This window comes from Pseudomonas sp. CP4 (assembly GCF_047758505.1).
GTDB classification, from domain to species: domain Bacteria; phylum Pseudomonadota; class Gammaproteobacteria; order Pseudomonadales; family Pseudomonadaceae; genus Aquipseudomonas; species Aquipseudomonas fluorescens_AO.
The window spans coordinates 2621087-2640254 of sequence record NZ_CP180489.1; the positions used below are offsets into that span (position 1 = coordinate 2621087).

17 protein-coding genes are annotated in these 19168 nt (G+C 60.5%); 7 read left to right on the top strand and 10 right to left on the bottom strand.

The features are described 5' to 3' along the window. Window positions 1-170 precede the first annotated feature (170 nt). A complete protein-coding gene (locus ACMYUN_RS11705; RefSeq protein ID WP_415763774.1) occupies window positions 171-2246 on the bottom strand; it encodes an AsmA family protein in 2076 nt (691 codons plus the stop codon). Between the two features lie 383 nt (window positions 2247-2629). Between ACMYUN_RS11705 and ACMYUN_RS11710 the strand changes: the two genes are divergently transcribed. The 7 genes from ACMYUN_RS11710 to ACMYUN_RS11740 all read left to right on the top strand — a co-directional run bounded on the left by ACMYUN_RS11710 (window position 2630) and on the right by ACMYUN_RS11740 (window position 7964). After that, window positions 2630-3136: a hypothetical protein gene (locus ACMYUN_RS11710; protein ID WP_039756963.1), complete on the top strand. Its 507-nt coding sequence runs from the start codon at window positions 2630-2632 to the stop codon at window positions 3134-3136. A 154-nt stretch (window positions 3137-3290) separates the two neighbouring features. Continuing rightward, entirely contained in the window at window positions 3291-3923 is a 633-nt protein-coding gene (locus tag ACMYUN_RS11715) for a TetR family transcriptional regulator (protein ID WP_039756961.1), read from the top strand. A 299-nt stretch (window positions 3924-4222) separates the two neighbouring features. Continuing rightward, the gene (ureE, locus tag ACMYUN_RS11720; RefSeq protein ID WP_039756959.1) at window positions 4223-4723 is read left to right on the top strand and encodes an urease accessory protein UreE; all 501 of its coding nucleotides are present in this window, start codon (window positions 4223-4225) and stop codon (window positions 4721-4723) included. Beyond that, window positions 4720-5394 (top strand): urease accessory protein UreF, encoded by a 675-nt coding sequence (locus ACMYUN_RS11725; RefSeq protein ID WP_415763775.1) that lies wholly within the window; start codon window positions 4720-4722, stop codon window positions 5392-5394. Before ureE ends, ACMYUN_RS11725 begins: the two co-directional genes overlap by 4 nt. Before the next feature lie 24 nt (window positions 5395-5418). Continuing rightward, the gene (gene ureG, locus ACMYUN_RS11730) at window positions 5419-6033 is read left to right on the top strand and encodes an urease accessory protein UreG (protein ID WP_415763776.1); all 615 of its coding nucleotides are present in this window, start codon (window positions 5419-5421) and stop codon (window positions 6031-6033) included. A gap of 27 nt (window positions 6034-6060) precedes the next feature. After that, entirely contained in the window at window positions 6061-6633 is a 573-nt protein-coding gene (locus tag ACMYUN_RS11735) for a HupE/UreJ family protein (RefSeq protein ID WP_016771911.1), read from the top strand. A 197-nt stretch (window positions 6634-6830) separates the two neighbouring features. Then, window positions 6831-7964 carry an AGE family epimerase/isomerase gene (locus ACMYUN_RS11740; RefSeq protein ID WP_415763777.1) on the top strand — a complete coding sequence of 378 codons (1134 nt, stop codon included), beginning with the start codon at window positions 6831-6833 and terminating at the stop codon, window positions 7962-7964. Between the two features lie 95 nt (window positions 7965-8059). Here the strand turns inward: ACMYUN_RS11740 and ACMYUN_RS11745 are convergent, their stop codons facing one another. The 9 genes from ACMYUN_RS11745 to ACMYUN_RS11785 form a co-directional block, all read right to left on the bottom strand. Then, entirely contained in the window at window positions 8060-8965 is a 906-nt protein-coding gene (locus ACMYUN_RS11745) for a cation diffusion facilitator family transporter (protein WP_415763779.1), read from the bottom strand. 200 nt (window positions 8966-9165) lie between these two features. After that, window positions 9166-9930 (bottom strand): SDR family oxidoreductase, encoded by a 765-nt coding sequence (locus tag ACMYUN_RS11750; RefSeq protein WP_122748055.1) that lies wholly within the window; start codon window positions 9928-9930, stop codon window positions 9166-9168. Between the two features lie 745 nt (window positions 9931-10675). After that, window positions 10676-11392 carry an ABC transporter ATP-binding protein gene (locus tag ACMYUN_RS11755; RefSeq protein WP_076565449.1) on the bottom strand — a complete coding sequence of 239 codons (717 nt, stop codon included), beginning with the start codon at window positions 11390-11392 and terminating at the stop codon, window positions 10676-10678. Next, window positions 11389-12261 carry an ABC transporter ATP-binding protein gene (locus ACMYUN_RS11760; protein ID WP_016771916.1) on the bottom strand — a complete coding sequence of 291 codons (873 nt, stop codon included), beginning with the start codon at window positions 12259-12261 and terminating at the stop codon, window positions 11389-11391. Before ACMYUN_RS11760 ends, ACMYUN_RS11755 begins: the two co-directional genes overlap by 4 nt. Beyond that, window positions 12258-13559 carry a high-affinity branched-chain amino acid ABC transporter permease LivM gene (gene livM, locus ACMYUN_RS11765; protein WP_024011385.1) on the bottom strand — a complete coding sequence of 434 codons (1302 nt, stop codon included), beginning with the start codon at window positions 13557-13559 and terminating at the stop codon, window positions 12258-12260. The genes ACMYUN_RS11760 and livM overlap by 4 nt, the downstream gene beginning before the upstream one ends. A gap of 3 nt (window positions 13560-13562) precedes the next feature. Next, entirely contained in the window at window positions 13563-14477 is a 915-nt protein-coding gene (locus tag ACMYUN_RS11770) for an ABC transporter permease subunit (protein ID WP_039756948.1), read from the bottom strand. 241 nt (window positions 14478-14718) lie between these two features. After that, on the bottom strand, window positions 14719-15852 hold the full coding sequence (locus ACMYUN_RS11775; RefSeq protein WP_041480713.1) for an ABC transporter substrate-binding protein: 1134 nt from the start codon (window positions 15850-15852) through the stop codon (window positions 14719-14721). A 368-nt stretch (window positions 15853-16220) separates the two neighbouring features. Further along, window positions 16221-17504: an NAD(P)/FAD-dependent oxidoreductase gene (locus tag ACMYUN_RS11780; protein ID WP_415763780.1), complete on the bottom strand. Its 1284-nt coding sequence runs from the start codon at window positions 17502-17504 to the stop codon at window positions 16221-16223. A gap of 90 nt (window positions 17505-17594) precedes the next feature. Beyond that, window positions 17595-19085 (bottom strand): aldehyde dehydrogenase family protein, encoded by a 1491-nt coding sequence (locus ACMYUN_RS11785; protein ID WP_415763781.1) that lies wholly within the window; start codon window positions 19083-19085, stop codon window positions 17595-17597. Between the last annotated feature and the right edge of the window lie 83 nt (window positions 19086-19168).

Genomic DNA, 19168 nt, shown 5'->3' on the forward strand with positions numbered 1-19168 from the left:
AGCCTGTTCGCGATGGCATCTTTGTAGACGCTGGAGATTATTTTGTTGGTTTGATCGTTCCCACGCTCTGCGTGGGAATGCAGCCAGGGACGCTCCGCGTCCCAAGAGCGGACGCAGAGCGTCCGTTGAGGCATTCCCACGCAGAGCGTGGGAACGATCAGATACAGGGACTACTTGGTCGGTTTGACGGTCACCGGTGCCTTGCCCTGCTTCATCTGCTCCAGCAACGGCGCGCACTGATTCGGCTCGCCACCGCTCGGCGCCACCAGCGCCAGCAATCCCGCCGCCGGTGCGGCTATCACGCCCAGCGCAACCATCCCCGCCCCGCGCAGCATCAACGGTACGGCTTTGACGCCGGCATCCGGTTTGATGAACTTGCCGCGCACATACAGCGGCGAGCGCAGGGAGATCAGACGCCAGCCTTTGGATTCCGGGGTCACAGTCAGATCGAGTTGTTCAGTGGCCATATTTGCCGTGCCATCGATGTAGATGATTGCGTTCTCGGTATCGAAGACAAACAGCCGCGTGGTCGCCAGGCCGGTCTTGATATCGAAGTCCGCCGCCGCGCAGTTGATCTTCACTTCCTTGTCGCCAAAGATCTTGCCGACCACGTAGTTGCCGACGTTGAGCCCGGCCAGTTCCATCAGCTCGCGACTGATCGCACCGTCATTGATCAACATCTTCAGATTGCCATTGGCGCCGCCGAGCAGCTTCGCCACGGAGTTGCCACGGCCACTGATGTCGGCATCGCCATTGAGCTCACCGAAACTGGTTTTCATCGGCTCGAACGTCGGGAACAGTTCCTTGAGCTTGAACTTGCGTGCGGTCAACCGCGCCCGGCCTTCCAGCGGCTCGGTGCGGCCATTGAGACGAATCTGCGCATCCAGCGTGCCGCCGGCAACGCCAAAGCGCAGCGGCTCCAGGCTGAGCTCGCCGTCGTTGAGTTTCAGATGGGTATACAGATCCTTGAACGGCAGCTTCTCGCTGTGGACGATACGTTTGCCGGTGAACTCGACATCGGCATCCATGGCGCGCCAGCGGTCGGTCTTGAATTCTTCCACCGGCAGGACTTTGTCTGCTGGCTGCTTGCTCGCCCCGCCGCGGGCCTTTTGCTCGGCGTTGGAGTCGGCGCCGATCAACGGCGCAAGGTCAGCGAAAAGCAGTTGATTGGAGAGCAACGCACCCGTGAGTTTCGGCCGTGGCTGGCTGGCCACGTAGGTCAGGTCGCCGTGGATGTCGCTGTCGCCGATCTTGCCGTTGAATTTCTCATAAGTGAACTTTGCCCCGGCTTCGTCATACAGCTTGGCGATCAGGTGGCCGTCGGTGGAATACGGTGGCGTATCCGGCAGGGTCACGCCGGTCAGCGGGTAAAGATTGCCGAGGCTGTCGCCCGCCAGCTTCAGGCGCAGGTCGAGGGCGCCGAGATTCAGCGGGTCAGTCAGGGTGCCGGCCAGTTCGATACGGGTGTCGCCGATTTTCGCCTGGGCCTGCAACGGAAACGGTTTACTCGCGTCCTGCAACGCCAACAAGCCACCAATCTTGCCCTGCCCGGTGAGGTTCTGCCCGTGATACTGGCCTTTGACCTTGAGTGCAAAGGCATAGTCCTGCGGTGCACCGCCCTTGTCCTGAGCAGTTTTCGCCGCTTTGTCGCCGACAATCTCGTTGAATGGAATCGGCTTGCCGAGCGGGTCGATCAGCACATCGAGGTTGGTCTTCAGGGTCTGGTCGTCGAGAGTCACGTGGCCCTTGTCGAAGCCGATGGCACCGATGTCGACCACCCAGTTGGATGGCTCGGCATTCGGATCCTTGGGGTCGAATTTGAACGTCCAGTTGGCGCGGCCATCGGCCAGCCGTTGCAGCTCGGCATTCGGCTCGGTCAGGTCGATGCGCGGAATCACCACGCGCTGCGCCAGCAGGGCCAGCGGCGAAATGCGCAGCTCGACGCGTTTGAGCGTGACCATCTGCGGCTGCTTCGACCAGTCCGGGTTGCCCAGGCTCAAGTCCTCGGCGACCACATGCGGCCACGGCACCCAGGCGCGCCAGCCGCCTTCTTCCGGCTCGCGCTGCCAGATCACCGCCAGGTTGCCATTGATGGCAAACGCCCGATGCAGTTCTTCCGAGACTTTGGCGTTGATGGTGGGTTTGATCCGGTTCCAGTCGAAAAACACGATGATCAGAATCAAGGCTGCCAGCAGCAGCGCGAGGATGGCGAAGGTCCAGCTGAAGATTTTTCCAGTGCGCGTCATGCACAAAGCTCCTGATCACGACCGCACGCCGGCTACCCGACGTACAGCTGAAACGGCAGACCGAAGCGGCCCTTATGCAGTCTGTGACTGGCGAAAGGCTCGCAGGTTTAATTGAAAGGCAGTTTAAGCCATAAAAGGCCCGGCAAAACTGACCGATCGGTCGAGCAGTGTTACCGCGACCCGCACTCTTGCGAGGCGCGAGTGAGTCGAAAATACCCACGACGGTGCAAAACCGTCGCCCGCAAAGGCCCGATCTAGAGCCTTCGCGCCGAACAATCAATTCTGTTGATTATTACCATTGCGTTTATGAACTTTTATATCGACTTATCGAGAGTAGCATTGCCCTCGTACCCACTTTATCGCCCTCCCGAGGAGCCACTATCATGAAACGCCAATTACTGCTCAGCCTTACCCTGTCGATGCTAGCCAGCACTGCTTTCGCCCTGCCCGCTGCCGATCAGGCTACTCCGCAAATCAAATCGAGCCACTCGGTGTTCAGCCAGACCGTAGCTTCTGACGGTTCCGAGCGCACTCCACAAGGTCAGACCCTGGCTGAAAACGGCCGCAACCGCCTCGAAGAAAAAGGTCTGGTTCAAGACGGCTCGGATCGCACACCACAAGGCCAGGCCCTGGCTGAAAACGGTCGCAATCGCCTCGAAGAGAAAGGCCTGGTTCAGGACGGTTCGGATCGCACACCACAAGGTCAGATCCTCGCCTCCGACGGTACCGAGCGCACCCCACAAGGCCAGACTCTCGCATCCGACGGTACCGAGCGCACTCCACAGGGCCAGACCCTGGCTGATGACGGCTTCGATAAAACCCCACTGGGTCAAGCCCTCGCTGAAGGTGGTGGTGACCGTGTGATCGAACGCAACAGCAAATTGAGCTGAGCCCATGACGGCCCGGCAAAAAAGCCCAATCAGCGGATTGGGCTTTTGACTTTTCAGCTTCTGTAAAACCCTCGCTGCACGACTCCCCGTTCGACGCCGACAAAGCCGATTTGCTAGAGTGCGGCGCTTGTCCTGCCGAAGAACACACCCTGCGATGCTGCCCCGCGCCGAACAGAAACAACAGACCCGCAACGCCTTGATGGACGCTGCCCGCCACCTGATGGAAAGCGGCCGAGGATTCGGCAGCCTGAGCCTGCGCGAAGTGAGCAAGACCGCCGGCATCGTGCCCACCGGTTTCTACCGTCATTTTGCCGATATGGACGAGTTGGGGCTGGTGCTGGTCAGTGAAGTCGGTCAGACCTTCCGCGAGACCATCCGCCTGGTGCGTCACAACGAGTTCGTCATGGGCGGCATCATCGATGCCTCGGTGCGCATCTTCCTCGATGTGGTCAACGCCAATCGCTCGCAATTCCTGTTTCTTGCCCGCGAACAATACGGCGGCTCGCTGCCGGTGCGCCAGGCGATTGGCCGATTGCGCGAGAACATCAGCGCCGACCTGGCGGCGGATCTGGCGCTGATGCCCAAGCTGCAACATCTGGACATCGCCGGGCTCAGCGTGATGGCCGACCTGATCGTCAAATCGGTGTTCGCCACCCTCCCCGACATTATCGACCCGCCCGCCGAAGCCTTGCCCGAGCACCTGACCCCGCAGGCGAAGATCACCCAGCAACTGCGCTTCATCTTCATCGGCCTCAAGCACTGGCAAGGGCTGGGCAGTACCGAGTAACCCCTTCTTTATCTGGCACAGCGCAGCCCCCTGTGGGAGCAAGCCTGCTCGCGAAAGCGCTGGGTCAGCTGAATACATCTTGGCTGACACTGCGCATTCGCGAGCAGGCTCGCTCCCACATTGACCATCCGTCACGGCCTCGATTTGGTGCATGACAAATCCTTCATGCACCAAAACCTTCCAGAATCACCGCGCCTGTTGAAAGATCAGGCACGCGCCGACAGCTATTTCCTACACATCGCCCGATTGGCGCGGCGCTTGCTCTAGCCCAATCAACGTTCATTGCTGGAAGCTTTCCGATGCTGGTGATTCATCGCAGAATCGACCCTCAACCCGTCTGGGCCGCTGAGTTGCACCTGACCTTCGAAGCGCGCAGCAAAAGCCGTTTGCGCTGTTTCAGTGCCGAAGGCGAAGACGTCGGGTTGTTTTTGGAGCGCGGCCAGCCACCGCTGTATGACGGCGAATGCCTGCAGGCCGAAGACGGCCGTGTGGTGCGCGTCTGCGCCCGTCCCGAACAACTGCTCCATGTCACGTGCGCCAATGCGTTCGAACTGACCCGCGCGGCCTACCACCTCGGCAACCGCCATGTCGCTCTGCAAGTCGGCGATGGCTGGTTGCGCCTGCTCGACGATTACGTGCTCAAGGCCATGCTCGAGCAGCTCGGCGCACAAGTCGAAGCCATCGAAGCGCCGTTCCAGCCGGAACACGGCGCTTATGGCGGCGGCCATCATCATTCCCGCCACGGTGACGAAGACTTCAACTACGCACCGAAACTCCACCAGTTCGGCGTGCGCCTGTGAATCCGGCCTGGGCGCTGCTGCGTCTGGCCAGTCCGCAACTGCCGATTGGCGGCTACAGCTATTCCCAAGGCCTGGAAATGGCGGTGGATAACGGCCGGGTAAACAATCCGGACAGCGCCCGCCGGTGGATCAGCGATCAACTGCTGCTCAATCTCGCCCGTTTCGAAGCGCCACTACTGTTGGCGCATTGCCAAGCCGCAGCAAAAGAAAACTGGACCGAACTACGGCAACTCTGCGAGAGCCACCGTGCCAGCCGCGAAACCCATGAGCTGCATCTGGAGAGCCGGCAGATGGGCTACTCGTTGCAGCAACTGCTCAACGGTTTACCGGAACTCGACACGCCGTCTCGCGACTTTCTCGGACAGATCAGCGAACCGCATCTGGCCTTGTGCTGGGCACTGGCAGCACGGGCCTGGGGCATCAGCCCGCAGGATGCTCTTGCTGCGTGGCTGTGGAGCTGGCTGGAAAACCAGCTCGCCGTGTTGATGAAAACCCTGCCGCTGGGCCAGCAAGCCGCCCAGCGCCTGACCAGCGAACTGCTGCCGCTGCTGCAACAGGCGCAGCACGAAGCGACCCGCATCAATCCCGAACACATCGGCAGCGCCGCTTTCGGCCTGTCCCTGGCGTGCATGGCCCATGAGCGCCAGTACAGCCGTCTGTTCCGTTCCTAGGGCCCGTCCACTTTGGAGAATCACATGAACACACAACCTCTGCGCGTCGGCATCGGCGGCCCGGTCGGTTCCGGCAAGACCGCGTTGACCCTGGCCCTGTGCCTGGCCCTGCGCGAGCGCTACAACCTCGCCGTGGTCACCAACGACATCTACACCCGCGAAGACGCCGATTTCCTGGTGCGCAACGAAGCCCTCGCGCCGGAGCGGATCATCGGCGTGGAAACCGGCGGCTGCCCGCACACGGCGATCCGCGAAGACGCCTCGATCAACCTCGAAGCGGTCGATCAACTGAACCGGCGTTTTCCCAGGCTGGATCTGATTCTGGTGGAGTCCGGCGGCGACAACCTTTCGGCAACTTTCAGCCCCGAGCTGTCAGACCTGACCATCTACGTGATCGACGTCTCCGCCGGCGACAAGCTGCCGCGCAAGGGCGGCCCGGGGATCTGCAAGTCCGACCTGCTGGTGATCAACAAGATCGACCTCGCACCACTGGTGGGCGCCTCGCTGGAAATGATGGACAGCGACACCAAACGCATGCGCAACGGCAAGCCGTTCGTGTTCAGCAACCAGAAAACCGGTCAGGGCCTCGAAGAAATCATCGCCTTCATCGAACGTCAGGGCCTGCTGACCGCCGCCTGATCCATTTATTCACAAGGAAGCTTATCCATGACACTCAAACGCATTCTTGGCGCTCTGGCGTTGCTGCTGACACCGGCGCTGGCCTTCGCTCACCCGGGCCATGGCGACAGCGGCCTCGTCGCGGGCATCAGCCACCCGATCGGCGGGCTCGACCACTTGCTGGCAATGCTCGCCGTCGGTTTGTGGGCGGCGCAGCAACAAGGCGCGGCGCGCTGGGCGCTGCCGTGCACTTTTGTCGGCACCATGTTGCTCGGAGGTTTGCTCGGTTTTGAGGGGCTCGAGTTGCCGGCGCTGGAAAGCGGGATTGCCGCTTCGGTATTGGCGCTAGGCCTGGCCGTGGCACTGGCGGTGCGTCCGCCGCTGGTGATGGCGGTGGCCGCGACGGCACTGTTTGCGCTGTTCCATGGCGTGGCGCATGGGCTGGAGCTGCCGGACATGAGCAGCCCGTGGGCGTATGCGGCCGGGTTTGTCGCGGCGACGGCGGTTTTGCATGCGCTCGGTTATGGCGTGGTGCGAGTTCTTCCGCAGGCAGCGGCGCCGCTGGTGCGGTTGGCGGGTGCGGCTTCGGCGGCGACCGGGGTGTGGTTGTTGGCAGGCTAATCTCTATCGCCTGAGCCGGCCTCATCGCTGGCAAGCCAGCTCCCACAGGTTATCGGGTAAGTCCACAATTGTGTGAACACTCAATTTCCTTGTGGGAGCTGGCTTGCCAGCGATGACGGCCGATCAGACACCAAACCTTTAAAGGCTGCCTCTCTGCTACCATGTCGCGCAATCGCCCCAGCCCGTGACGCCCGCCCATGCCCCACGCTTCCCGCTCCACCGCCCTGCCCGAATTGACCGCCCTGTTTGGCCAAGTGCAGCAGCACTTCCTCGACGTGATCGTGCCGCTGTGGCAAGGCCCGGGCTGGAATGCCGACATGGCGTTGCCCTATGAGGCGCTGGACGCCGCGCATCAACCGCTGCCAGCGCAACGCTATCGGGCGATGGCCTGCGCACGGCAGCTGTATCTGTTCTCCAGCCTGATCGGGGTTGTGGATAACGCCGAAGTCCGCGCCGCCGCGCTGTTCCGTTCCCTGCAACGGCACTTCCATGATGCCGAGCATGGCGGCTGGTTTTACAGCATCGACGCACAGGGCAAGCCGCTGGACCAGCGCAAGGATCTCTACACCCACGCCTTCATCCTGTTCGCCTGCGCGCATTACTGGGACAAGTCCCGGGATTCGCTGGCCGAGTCGACATTGAACGCCGCGCTGGAAATCATTGGCCGCCGGTTCGCCACCGGCGACGGTTTGTACGAAGCCTGCCTTGAGCGGGATTGGCTCACCCTGCAAACCGGCCCACTGCAAAATCCACTGATGCACTTGGCCGAAGCCCTCCTCGCCACTCTGGCGGTGCGCGAAGACCCGCAGACGCACAACGCCCTGCTTGAGTTATGCACAGCCATGCACAAGCAATTCGTCGATCCGCAATATGGCGTGTTGATGGAGAAGCCGCTGGGTGCTGTGGATAACTGGTACGAGCCGGGACACCAGTTCGAATGGTATTTCCTGCTCGAATCGTCGCCGCTGTTACGCGGTTCGAAACTGCATCGGGCGCTGGATCGGGCATTTGCCTTTACCGAGCAGTACGGCGTATTGGTGTCCTGCGGCGCGGTGCGGGCGATGCTTGATCTGGAAAGCAATGGCCGTCCAAGGGATTCGACCCAGCGCATCTGGGCTCAGGCCGAATACCTGCGTGCGCTGACCTTGCGCGCCGATAGCGAAGCGGTGGTGCTGCGTCAGTTGCAGGCGTTGCAGCAGCGGTTTCTGCATGCCGGCGGCTGGCATGAGTGCCGGGATGAAAATGGTGAAGTCAGCCGCAAGGACATGCCATCGACCACGCCTTATCATTTGGCGACTTGTTATAGCGGACTGGCTGAATATCTTCGCTGACCGAACAATTGCTTTCGCGAGCAGGCTCGCTCCCACAGTTTGAAATGCATTCCCCTGTGGGAGCGAGCCTGCTCGCGAATGCCGTTACGCGGTCATCAGGCTATCCACTTCTTGTCCCCGGTGAAGCTGATCGTCAACCAGCGCGCCGCATCCGGCTCGCCCAACTGCGCCGATATCTGCTCGCGTAGCGCATCCAGCTGCGCGACATTGCGCAGCGGATACTCCGCCGGCAACACCACATGAATTTCGATGAACCGCGCCCGACCGTGCTTTTGCACGTAGGACACGTAATCGTCGAAACCATGCTCGACCTTCGCCACCTCCATGACCTGCCTGACCTGCTCATCCAGAGTGTCCGGGGCAATACCCAGCACATCACGCAACGCCGGGCCGAGGATTTTGAACGCCGGGGGCAGCATGGTCAGCGCCAGTACGATGAGGATCAGCGGGTCGACATACACCGCCCACTCGCCATAGCCCTGGGACTTTAGCAGCAGCGCGGCGAGGAAACTGATCAACAACCCCACCGAGAGCATCGCGTCGACCAGCCAACTGATGTTGTCGAACTGGATGAGGCTGGATTTGAGCGTGCGATTGCGCTGACGCACGTAGAAGAAGTAGGCGAACTCGACGACGGTGAATACCGCCGCGTAGACGATCACCAGACCCAGCTCGATATCGCGGCCACCATTGATGATGCCGAACACGCCGTTGAGAAAGGCGTAGATGGCGATCAACAGCAGGAAGCTGCCTTCGATCAGCAGCACCATCGGCTCCAGATGCCAGAAGCCGAACTGGAAACGCTGATTGCTTTGCTTGGCGATCAGCCGGGCGGTGATCAGCATCAGGATTTTGATGAATGTCGCGATCAGCGAAAAAAAGCCATCGAACAGGATGGATTGCGAACCTGAAACAAAACCGGTGACGATCCCGGCAATCGACACCGCCAGCATCAGCAGCGTCGATTGTTTGAGCAGTGCCTGCTCACCTCGGTTACTCACTTGAACGCCTCATGAAACCTTGAGCGCCGCGGGGTGCGGCCTGATGGTTGAATGAGGAGTTTAGCTTATCGACTTGTTTTGCCTGTGCCGACCTCATCGCTGGCAAGCCAGCTCCCACAGAGACCGAGTACCTCACAAGATTTGTGTTCACCGGGGATCCTGTGGGAGCGAGCCTGCTCGCGAATGGCCTCAGCGCGGTATCAAGCCTTGTTACGCTCGATGGCAAACCCGGCCCAGGTCTGGCTCACCGGCATCAGCTCCAGGCTGTTGATGTTGATGTGCGCCGGGGTGTTCATCACCCAGAAAATCGTCTCGGCGATGTCCTGCGGCTGGATCGGCTCGGCGCCGGCGTAAGTGGCGTTGTAGCGTTCCTGATCACCAGCAAAACGCACCAGCGAGAACTCGCTTTCGCACAGGCCGGGTTCGATGTTGCTGACCCGCACGCCAGTGCCCTGCAAATCGCAACGCAGGTTCAGCGAGAACTGTTTGACGAAGGCTTTGGTCGCGCCGTACACGTGGCTGCCTGGGTACGGGTAATTACCGGCGATGGAGCCGAGGTTGACGATACCGGCGCCACGGCCGTGGGCGATCAGCCGAGGCAGCAGCAGGCGGGTGGCGTACATCAGGCCTTTGACGTTGGTGTCGACCATGGTGTCCCAGTCATCCAGATCGCACTTCGGCGCCGGGTCGACGCCGAGCGCCAGGCCAGCGTTGTTGATCAGGCCACGGAGTTTGGCAAACGACGGCGGCAGGTTGGCGATTGCCTCCTCCATCGCCTTGCGATCGCGCACATCGAGGACCAGACCATGCACTTCGGTCTGCTTCGACAGTTCAGCGCAGAGGGCATTGAGGCGCTCTTCACGACGGCCGGTCAGTACCAGCTTCCAGCCAGCCTCGGCAAAACGCCGGGCACAGGCTTCACCAAAACCGGACGTCGCGCCGGTGATAAACAGGGTGTCGGACATCGTGTTCTCCTTGCTTCGGCCGCCACGGCAGCCCTTGGAATAGAAAATCAGCAGGCAGCATGCCCGCCCTCGCGGATACGGGCAACACTTGCCAGCTGTACAAAAATCAACCAGACCTGCCAAGGCCTTGGCCAGCGTGGCCTGTAGCCATGTGCACGCATGTTATCCACAGTCTGCTCCACAGTTTCCGGGGGCAAGTGCAAACGCGCAAAGCCGCGCCACACAAGGCTTTGCGGGCGAAATGGAAAGTTTTTTGCTTGACCGTGAGGCGGGGGATGTGCGGGACAGGGCATTTTGCACGACGGACGGTGCAACCGGGTGATTGCGCGAGGCCAGCAATTACGGCGCTCCGCGAGGTCTTTCCAGAGTTTAGTCACAGACTTATCCACAGGCTTTTACACACAACAGTACCCGACCTGGATGCGCTATAAAAAGGTTGACAATGGCGCCTCACGCCTGCCTGAAACTGACTGATCAAAAAACAATCACACGCCTGGAGACCACGGATTACAAGGCCTGCAACCATATACACCCACGTTATTCACAGCCAGTTCCACAGTAACCGGGGACAAGTCAAAACTGTGGAAAAACAGCCATTTGCAGCGTCTATATGTCGCGCTTTGGCAGCTTGGGGAATTTGTTTTCCACAATTTCGGTAATTACCCAATTTACCTGTGGTGGATTCCAAAAAATAAAAAAACCCCGGGACTCTCGTCGCCGGGGCTGTGTACAACCGCGAGAAGAATCAGTGCCCGCCCAGATAGGCGTTACGCACCTCCTCATTCACCAGCAGCTCTTTGCCTGTGCCGGTCAGACGGATTTCGCCGTTGACCATCACATATGCCCGGTCCGACAGCTTCAGCGCATGGTTGGCGTTCTGCTCGACCAGAAAGATGGTCATGCCGGTTTTGGCCAACTCGCGCAGGGTGGCAAAAATCTGTTTCACCACGATCGGTGCCAGACCCAGGCTCGGCTCATCGAGCAGCAACAGCTTCGGCCGGCTCATCAGCGCACGGGCGATGGCGAGCATCTGCTGTTCACCGCCAGACATGGTCATCGCCCGCTGATTACGCCGTTCTTCAAGCCGCGGAAACAGCTCGAACATGCGCTGCATGTCCTCTTTGGCGTACTTGTCGCCAATCGGGATGGTGCCCATCAGCAGGTTTTCCTCGACGGTCATGTCGGGGAAAACCCGCCGCCCTTCCGGCGACTGCGCGATGCCGTTGGAGGCGATGTAGTGCGAGGACTTGTGGGTAATGTCGACGCCCTGATAAAGAATCTGCCCGCCCGCCGCTCTCGGCTGGCCGAAGATCGACATCAGCAAGGTCGACTTGCCGGCGCCGTTTGAGCCGATCAGGCTGACGGTCTCGCCTTCGTTGATCTGCAGGGAAACGCCTTTGAGCGCCTGAATCGGGCCGTAGAACACGTCCAGATTACGCAGTTCGAGGATCGGTTGACTCATACCAGCTCCTCCTCGTCGGCGCCCAGATAGGCCGCGATCACTTTCGGATCGTTGCGGATCGCTTCCGGCCCGCCTTCGGCGATGACGATGCCGTGGTCGAGAACCACGATGTGATCGGAAATGCTCATGACCATGCCCATGTCGTGTTCGATCAGCACCACGGTCAGATCGTGCTCGTCGCGCAGCAGCCGGATCATCGCGCTGAGCGCTTCGGTTTCCTGAGGATTGAGGCCGGCGGCCGGTTCGTCGAGGCAGATGATCTGCGGCCGCGTGCACATGGCCCGGGCAATTTCCAGACGGCGTTGTTGGCCGTACGAGAGTTCACCGGCGAGACGGTTGGCGCAGTCCACCAGATCGACCACTTCGAGCCAGTAGAACGCGACATCCAGCGCATCGCTCTCGGCCTTGCGATAGCCCTTGGTATTGAGAATACCGGCGAGCATGTTGCGGTTGACCCACATGTGCTGCGCCACCAGCAGGTTTTCCAGCACCGACATTTCCTTGAACAGGCGAATGTTCTGGAACGTCCGAGCCAGACCTGCACGGTTCACCAGGTGAGTACCGCCGAACATCTTGTAGTACATGCGGCTGAGGAAGGATTTCGGCGAGACGAAATCAGTCGGTTTGAACGACTCGCCCAGCAACTGGATGACGTTGGTCTGCTGGCCGCGCACATTGAGTTCGATCTTGCCGCCCGTGGCCTTGTAGAAACCGGTCAGGCAGTTGAACACCGTGGTCTTGCCGGCGCCATTGGGGCCGATCAGGGCGAAGATCGAATTGCGTTTGACCTTCAGGCTGACATCGCTCAAGGCCTTGATGCCACCGAAATGCATCATCAATTTTTCAACAGAGAGTACGACTTCACTCATGGCGCAGTCCTCTCGTAGTGAATGGCACCTTTGCGTGGTTTGACCCCGGTGCGGCTGATGCGGATCAGCCCGCGTGGTCGCCAGATCATCATCAACACCATCAGGATGCCGAACAGCAGCACGCGGTATTCAGCGAAGCCGCGCAGCAGTTCCGGAGCGACGGTGAGCACAAACGCGGCGATGACTACGCCAATGGTCGAGCCCATGCCGCCGAGCACGACGATGGCGAGGATCAGCGCCGATTCGAAGAAGGTGAACGAAGTCGGGTTGACGAAGCCTTGATAAGTGGCGAAGAACACCCCGGCCAGACCCGCCGTCGACGCACCGATGGTGAACGCCGAGAGCTTGACCAGCACGTGGTTGAGACCCATCGAACGGCAGGCGATTTCATCTTCACGCAGGGCTTCCCAGGCGCGACCCACCGGCATTTTCACCAGCCGATGCTTGACGTACAGCACCGCCAGCACCACCAGGAACAGCACCGCGTAGATGAAGTAATACTTCACGTCGGGGTTGTAGGTCAGGCCGAAGAACTCATGGAACGGTACCCCGCCATCCTTCGCCCGCTTGCCGAACTCCAGGCCGAAGAACGTCGGCAGTGGCGCCGGCATGCCGTTCGGGCCGCCGGTCAGGGACAGCCAGTTGTTGAGCACCAGACGAATGATTTCGCCGAAGCCCAGGGTCACGATCGCCAGATAGTCACCGTGCAGACGCAACACCGGGAAACCGAGAATGCATCCCGCCAGGCCTGCGGTGATTGCCGCCAGCGGCAGCACTGTCCAGAAACCCAGACCCAGATATTGATAACCCAATGCCAGACCGTAGGCGCCGATGGCGTAGAACGCCACGTAACCAAGGTCGAGCAGCCCGGCCAGACCGACCACAATGTTCAGCCCCAGCCCCAGCAGCACGTAGATCAAGCCGAGGATGACCACGCCGAGCAGGTAGGAGTTGGAAACAAACGGCACGATGATCGCCAGCACAATGATCAGCGGGATGATCCAGCGCAGCCGCGATTTGTAGTCCGCCGGCAGCACGTGCACACCGGAACCGGTGCTCTCGAATCCGTCGAGGATCTTCAGGCCCTTGGGGGTTTGCAGGAACAGGCTGAGGGCAAAGCGACCGGCCATGACGATGGCAATGATCCACGCCACGCGAGTCGCTTCGAGGTTGAAGCTGTAGCCGTCGAGGACCACGCCGACAATCGGGCCGAACACGATCAGCGCAATCAGGCCGGCAAGAATCGCCTCGACCAGACTTTTTTTGATATCGATGGATTTTTCAGTGGTTGCAGACATCGCTTACACCTTCGACACAAGAGGACGGCCCAACAGGCCCTGCGGCCGGAAGACCAGTACGAGGACGAGCAGCGAGAAACTGAACACGTCTTTGTAGTCGGAGTTGACCAGACCGGAGAACAGCGACTCGGAGATGCCGAGGATGATCCCGCCGAGCATGGCGCCGGGCAGTGAACCGATGCCGCCCAGAACCGCTGCGGTGAACGCCTTGATGCCGATGATGAAGCCGGCATAGAAGTCGAACGTGCCGTAGTTCATGGTGATCAGCACACCGGCCAGTGCCGCCATGGCTGCACCGATGATGAACACGTAGGAAATCACCCGATCGGTGTTGATCCCCAAAATCGAGGCCATCTTGCGGTCTTGCTGGGTTGCACGGCACATGCGGCCGAGCTTGGTGTATTTAATGACATAGGTCAGCAGCCCCATCCCGACAAACGCGGCGATCAGGATGAAGACTTTGGTGTAGGTCAGTTGCACGAAGCCGCTGCCGACTTCAACACGCCAGGCACCGGTCAGCAGCGTAGGCACGCCCTGTTGTTTGGCGCCCTGAGCGATCTGTGCGTAGTTCTGCAGAATCAGCGAGATACCGATGGCGCTGATCAGCGGCGCCAGGCGGGTCGAGTTACGCAGGGGTTTGTAGGCAACACGCTCGATGACCCAGCCATACACCGCCGTGACGACGATGGTGAAGATCAGCGTGCCGAGCATCAGCAGCGGGAAGGATTCGATACCGAAGTAAGCCAGCAGAGCCAGACTGATTGCCGCCAGGTAAGCGGAAATCATGTAAACCTCGCCGTGGGCGAAGTTGATCATGCCGATGATGCCGTAGACCATTGTGTAGCCGATGGCGATCAGGCCATAGACCGACCCGAGGGTCAGGCCATTGACCAGTTGCTGCAGGAAAATACCATCCATAACGCAATCTCACGCAGTGAGAACCTGCGCGCCCATGGCGCGCGGTTCTTCTAGGAAAAATACAGATGTACGTCGGAGCAATGTCGGAGCGTGATCAGCCCGATCGCCACTGAATCCTGTGGGAGCTGGCTTGCCAGCGATAGCGGTGGATCAGCCAACTTGTGTGTCGATTGACCTTACGCCATCGCGGGCAAGCCCGCTCCCACAGGGTTTCAAGTGAGCCGAGCGATCGCTTCAGCCCTTACTTCTGCTTTTCCAGCTGGTGGTATTTGCCGTCCTTGTCCCACTGGTAAACCACGTAGTCGGAGACTTTCAGGTCGCCTTTGGCATCCCAGGTCTTCTCGCCCATGACGGTTTTCACCGGGTTGGCCTTCAGCCACTTGGCAGCGGCTTCGCCGTCGTTTTTCTTCGCGCCGTTGAACGCCGCCGCCAGGGTCTGAACCGAAGCATAGGCGTACAGGGTGTAGCCCTCAGGCTCGGTGCCGGCCTTGCGGAACGCGTCCACTACGGTCTTGCTCTCTGGCAGCAGACGCGGGTCGGCGCCGAAGGTCATCAGCACGCCATCGGTGAATTGCGGGCCGCCAGCAGTGGTCACCAGTTCGTCGGTCACGATGCCGTCGTCAGACATGAACTTGACGTCTTTCAGGCCTTGCTCACGCAGCTGGCGAACCAGTGGACCGGCTTCCGGATGCAGGCCGCCGAAGTAGACGACATCGGCGCCGGCGCCACGGATCTTGGTGACGATGGTGCTGAAGTCTTTCTCGCCACGGGTCAGGCCTTCGTACAGCACAGGCTTGACGCCGCGTTTTTCCAACTGAGCCTTGGTAGCGTCCGCCAGGCCTTGGCCGTAGGTGTCCTTGTCATGCAGCACGACAACTTTCTTGCCCTTCAGCATGTCGACGATGTAGTCGCCGGCGACGATGCCTTGCTGGTCGTCACGTCCGCACATACGGAACATGGCGCTGAGACCGCGTTCGGTAACTTGCGGGTTGGTCGAGCCCGGGGTGATCGCGATGATCCCGGCTTCGTCGTAGATTTCCGATGCTGGAATGGTCGACGAGGAGCAGAAGTGCCCGACCACGCCGGCGACTTTCTGGTTGGTGAGGTCCTTGGCGACCGTCACTGCCTGCTTCGGTTCGCAGGCGTCATCGCCTTTGACCAGGACGATTTTTTCCCCATTGACGCCGCCCGCCGCGTTGACCGCATCGGCCGCTGCCTGTGCACCCTTCATGTACTGCTCGCCGAATGCCGCGTTGGCACCGGTCATCGGACCCGCTACACCGATCTTGATATCGGCTTGAGCAAACGCAGAAACACCCAGCGCAGTAGCGACTGCGAGGGCCAGAAAGCCTTTCTTGTAAAACGTCTGGGACATGAGGTGGTGCTCCAAGGTTTTTTTTAGTTGGCACTGCGACTTCACTTCACTCAAAGCTCAGAGCAAGGCCCGTGCCATCGGTTTTTTATTCTTCAAAAAGTCGCTGCGTTGTTGTTATTTCGACTGTTTCGGTCCCATTTTCATTGGGCGTGCAACCGTCTAAACCGCGGAAGGTGAAACCATTTGTTTTTACAGGCGCAACCCTCGCGCGCCATCATTGCAACCGCAGCGGCAAACGACGTGCAACCAGCCTGTAACAGCCCGCGTCACCGAACTGCACACTGCTGGTGCGGGACTGCTACAACCCGCACCATCACAGGCTAGTCGCTGGATGCAAAAGCGCCGCTTGCGGCAACAAATTTCAACACTCAAATGACGATGCGCAGGCACTGGCCCGCGTGATACAGGGAAAATCCGGCCTCGTACAGGCAACTGCGCAAACCCACACCAGCCAGGGGCTGCATCGGTGCGAAGGGAATCGGCAGTGCCTGCGGATTGCCGTTGCACAGGTAATCGGCGAAAGCTTTGCCGACCACCGTGCCGGTGGTGACGCCGCGACCGTTATAACCGGTGACGGCCACCAGGCCCGGCGCCGGTTCGAACAGGCGCATCAGGTGATCAGGGGTAAACGCAATGCGCCCGGTCCAGGTGCATTCCCACTCGACCGGCTTCAGATTGGGGAAGTAATGCTGCTGCACCCGATCAGCCCAGGCCTTGAGAAACCAGGTCGGTTTCTGATTGCCATTGCCGAGGCTGCCGAGCAACAGGCGCCCGTCCTTGTCACGGCGGATGCTGCTCAACACCTGACGGGTGTCCCACGAGCCCTGCCCGCCGGGAAGAATTTCCTGCGCGGCGTCTTCGCGGAGCGGCACCGAGGCGACCTGATAGTAATAACCGGGAAAGAAATTGCGCTTGAGCTCTGTCCAGTCACCCTCGGTGTAAGCGTTAGAGGCGATGACCACTTGCTCGGCGAGCACCGAACCCTGCGCGCTCTGCACCGACCATTGCTGCCCGATGCGCTCGAGGCGAGTCACCGGCGAATGATCGAACATCTGCCCGCCGAGCCCACGCACGGCATTGGCCAGCCCGGTGACATAGGCCATGGGATTGAGCGTGCCGGCACGGCGATCAAGCAGCGCGGCGGCGATTTTCTGCGTACCGGTGGCTTGCTCGCAGGCCTTGCCGGTCAGCAGTTCGACCGGCGCACCGCGGCGCTTCCATTGCTGCTCGCGACTGCGCAGATCCGCCTCGCCCTTGGCGTTATGCGCCATGTGCAAAGTTCCTTCGCGGCGCAACTGGCAATCGATCTGATATTTATCCACAAGGCTGAACACCAGCGCCGGCGCCGCACCGAGCATGCGGTTGAGCTGACTGCCGACCGCCTCGCCGAAACCGGCCTCGATCTCGTCCGGAGGAATCCACAGGCCGGCGTTGACCAGCCCGACGTTGCGCCCGGAACCACCGTGCCCTGCGCGATTCGCTTCCAGCACGCAAACGCTTTTGCCTTTTTCCAACAGATGCAGCGCCGCCGACAACCCGGTGAACCCGGCGCCGATCACGCAGACATCGACCTTGACCTCGCCCTTGAGCGCGGTGTTATCCGGCCGTTGTGGCGTGAGCGTTTCCCACAGACATTCTTCGCGTAACGGCATTGCCAAGCTCCTGTCGGAGCAGCCGCAAGCTCCAAGCTACAAGCTGCAAGCCGGTCTGCTTGACGCTTGTAGCTTGAAGCATGTAGCTGCTTAATCGAATGTAATGCCCTGCGCCAAAGGCAATTCCAGCGAGTAGTTGACGGTGTTGGTCTGCCGGCGCATGTACGCGCGCCAGGCATCGGAGCCGGATTCACGGCCGCCGCCGGTCTCTTTCTCACCACCAAAGGCGCCGCCGATTTCCGCGCCGCTCGGGCCGATGTTGACGTTGGCGATGCCGCAGTCGCTGCCGACTGCCGACATGAACCGCTCGGCCTCGCGCACGTCGGTGGTGAAGATGCACGACGACAGGCCTTGCGGCACGGCGTTGTTCAGGCGCAGCGCTTCCTCGAAATCGCTGTAGCCAACCACATAGAGAATCGGCGCGAAGGTTTCGCTGCAGACCACATCGCTCTGCTCGGGCATTTCCACGATGGCCGGTGATACGTAGTAGGCGTTGGGGAATTGCTCTTCCAATTGGCGCTTGCCGCCGAACACCCGGCCGCCTTCGCTCAGTGCCTGTTCCAGCGCATCCTGCATGTTTTCGAAGCTGTGCTTGTCGATCAGCGGGCCGACCAGATTGCCTTCCAGCGGATGGCCGATGCGTACTTTCGAATAGGCAGCCTTGAGGCGGGTGACGATTTCTTCCTTGACCGATTCATGGGCGATCAGACGGCGCAAGGTCGTGCAGCGCTGCCCGGCGGTGCCGACGGCGCTGAACAGAATCGCGCGCACTGCCATGTCCAGATCGGCGCTCGGGCCAAGGATCATCGCGTTGTTGCCACCCAGTTCAAGAATGCTGCGGGCGAAACGCGCGGCGACTTTCGGCGCCACTTCGCGGCCCATGCGCGTGCTGCCGGTGGCGCTGATCAGCGCAACACGCGGATCATCGACCAGCGCTTCGCCGGCATCACGACCGCCGATCACAACCTGGCACAGGCTCGCGGGGGCATCACTGAAGTTCTTCACCACGCGATCAAACAGCGCCTGACAGGCCAGCGCAGTCAGCGGGGTTTTCTCCGAAGGTTTCCACACCACCGGGTTGCCGCAGACCAGCGCCAGGGTAGTGTTCCACGCCCACACCGCGACTGGGAAGTTGAACGCGCTGATGACGCCGACCACGCCAAGCGGATGCCAGGTTTCACGCATGTGGTGGCCGGGGCGCTCGGAGGCGATGGTCAGACCGTACAACTGGCGCGACAGGCCGACGGCGAAATCGCAGATGTCGATCATCTCCTGCACTTCACCCAAACCTTCCTGAGTGATCTTGCCGGCCTCCCACGACACCAACTCGCCGAGGTCGGCCTTGTACTCGCGCAATACTTCGCCGAACTGGCGCACCAGCTCACCGCGACGCGGCGCCGGCACCTTGCGCCAGTGCTCGAATGCATGATCTGCGCGACTGATGTGCTGCTCGACTTCGGCAGCGCCTTCCCATTTCACCGAAGCAATCTGGCTGCCATCGATGGGCGAATACACCGGCACTTTGCCGTTCTGGTACAGGGCCGGGTTGACTCCCAGACGATCAAGCAATGCGGCAACCATCGGTCTCTCCTCAAGCAAAAAACAGAATGTGTGCAGCCATCCTTCGCATGGCCGGGCAGGCCTTTAGTTGTAGCCTCACCAAG

Coding starts and splice junctions, on each gene's coding strand:
- ACMYUN_RS11740 (WP_415763777.1), top strand. CDS start 6,831: ATGCCCCACGCTTCCCGCTCCACCGCCCTGCCCGAATTGACCGCCCTG.
- ACMYUN_RS11780 (WP_415763780.1), bottom strand. CDS start 17,504: ATGCCGTTACGCGAAGAATGTCTGTGGGAAACGCTCACGCCACAACGG.
- ACMYUN_RS11760 (WP_016771916.1), bottom strand. CDS start 12,261: ATGAGTGAAGTCGTACTCTCTGTTGAAAAATTGATGATGCATTTCGGT.
- ACMYUN_RS11785 (WP_415763781.1), bottom strand. CDS start 19,085: ATGGTTGCCGCATTGCTTGATCGTCTGGGAGTCAACCCGGCCCTGTAC.
- ureG (WP_415763776.1), top strand. CDS start 5,419: ATGAACACACAACCTCTGCGCGTCGGCATCGGCGGCCCGGTCGGTTCC.
- ACMYUN_RS11770 (WP_039756948.1), bottom strand. CDS start 14,477: ATGGATGGTATTTTCCTGCAGCAACTGGTCAATGGCCTGACCCTCGGG.
- ACMYUN_RS11755 (WP_076565449.1), bottom strand. CDS start 11,392: ATGAGTCAACCGATCCTCGAACTGCGTAATCTGGACGTGTTCTACGGC.
- ACMYUN_RS11775 (WP_041480713.1), bottom strand. CDS start 15,852: ATGTCCCAGACGTTTTACAAGAAAGGCTTTCTGGCCCTCGCAGTCGCT.
- ACMYUN_RS11735 (WP_016771911.1), top strand. CDS start 6,061: ATGACACTCAAACGCATTCTTGGCGCTCTGGCGTTGCTGCTGACACCG.
- ureE (WP_039756959.1), top strand. CDS start 4,223: ATGCTGGTGATTCATCGCAGAATCGACCCTCAACCCGTCTGGGCCGCT.
- ACMYUN_RS11715 (WP_039756961.1), top strand. CDS start 3,291: ATGCTGCCCCGCGCCGAACAGAAACAACAGACCCGCAACGCCTTGATG.
- ACMYUN_RS11710 (WP_039756963.1), top strand. CDS start 2,630: ATGAAACGCCAATTACTGCTCAGCCTTACCCTGTCGATGCTAGCCAGC.
- ACMYUN_RS11750 (WP_122748055.1), bottom strand. CDS start 9,930: ATGTCCGACACCCTGTTTATCACCGGCGCGACGTCCGGTTTTGGTGAA.
- ACMYUN_RS11705 (WP_415763774.1), bottom strand. CDS start 2,246: ATGACGCGCACTGGAAAAATCTTCAGCTGGACCTTCGCCATCCTCGCG.
- livM (WP_024011385.1), bottom strand. CDS start 13,559: ATGTCTGCAACCACTGAAAAATCCATCGATATCAAAAAAAGTCTGGTC.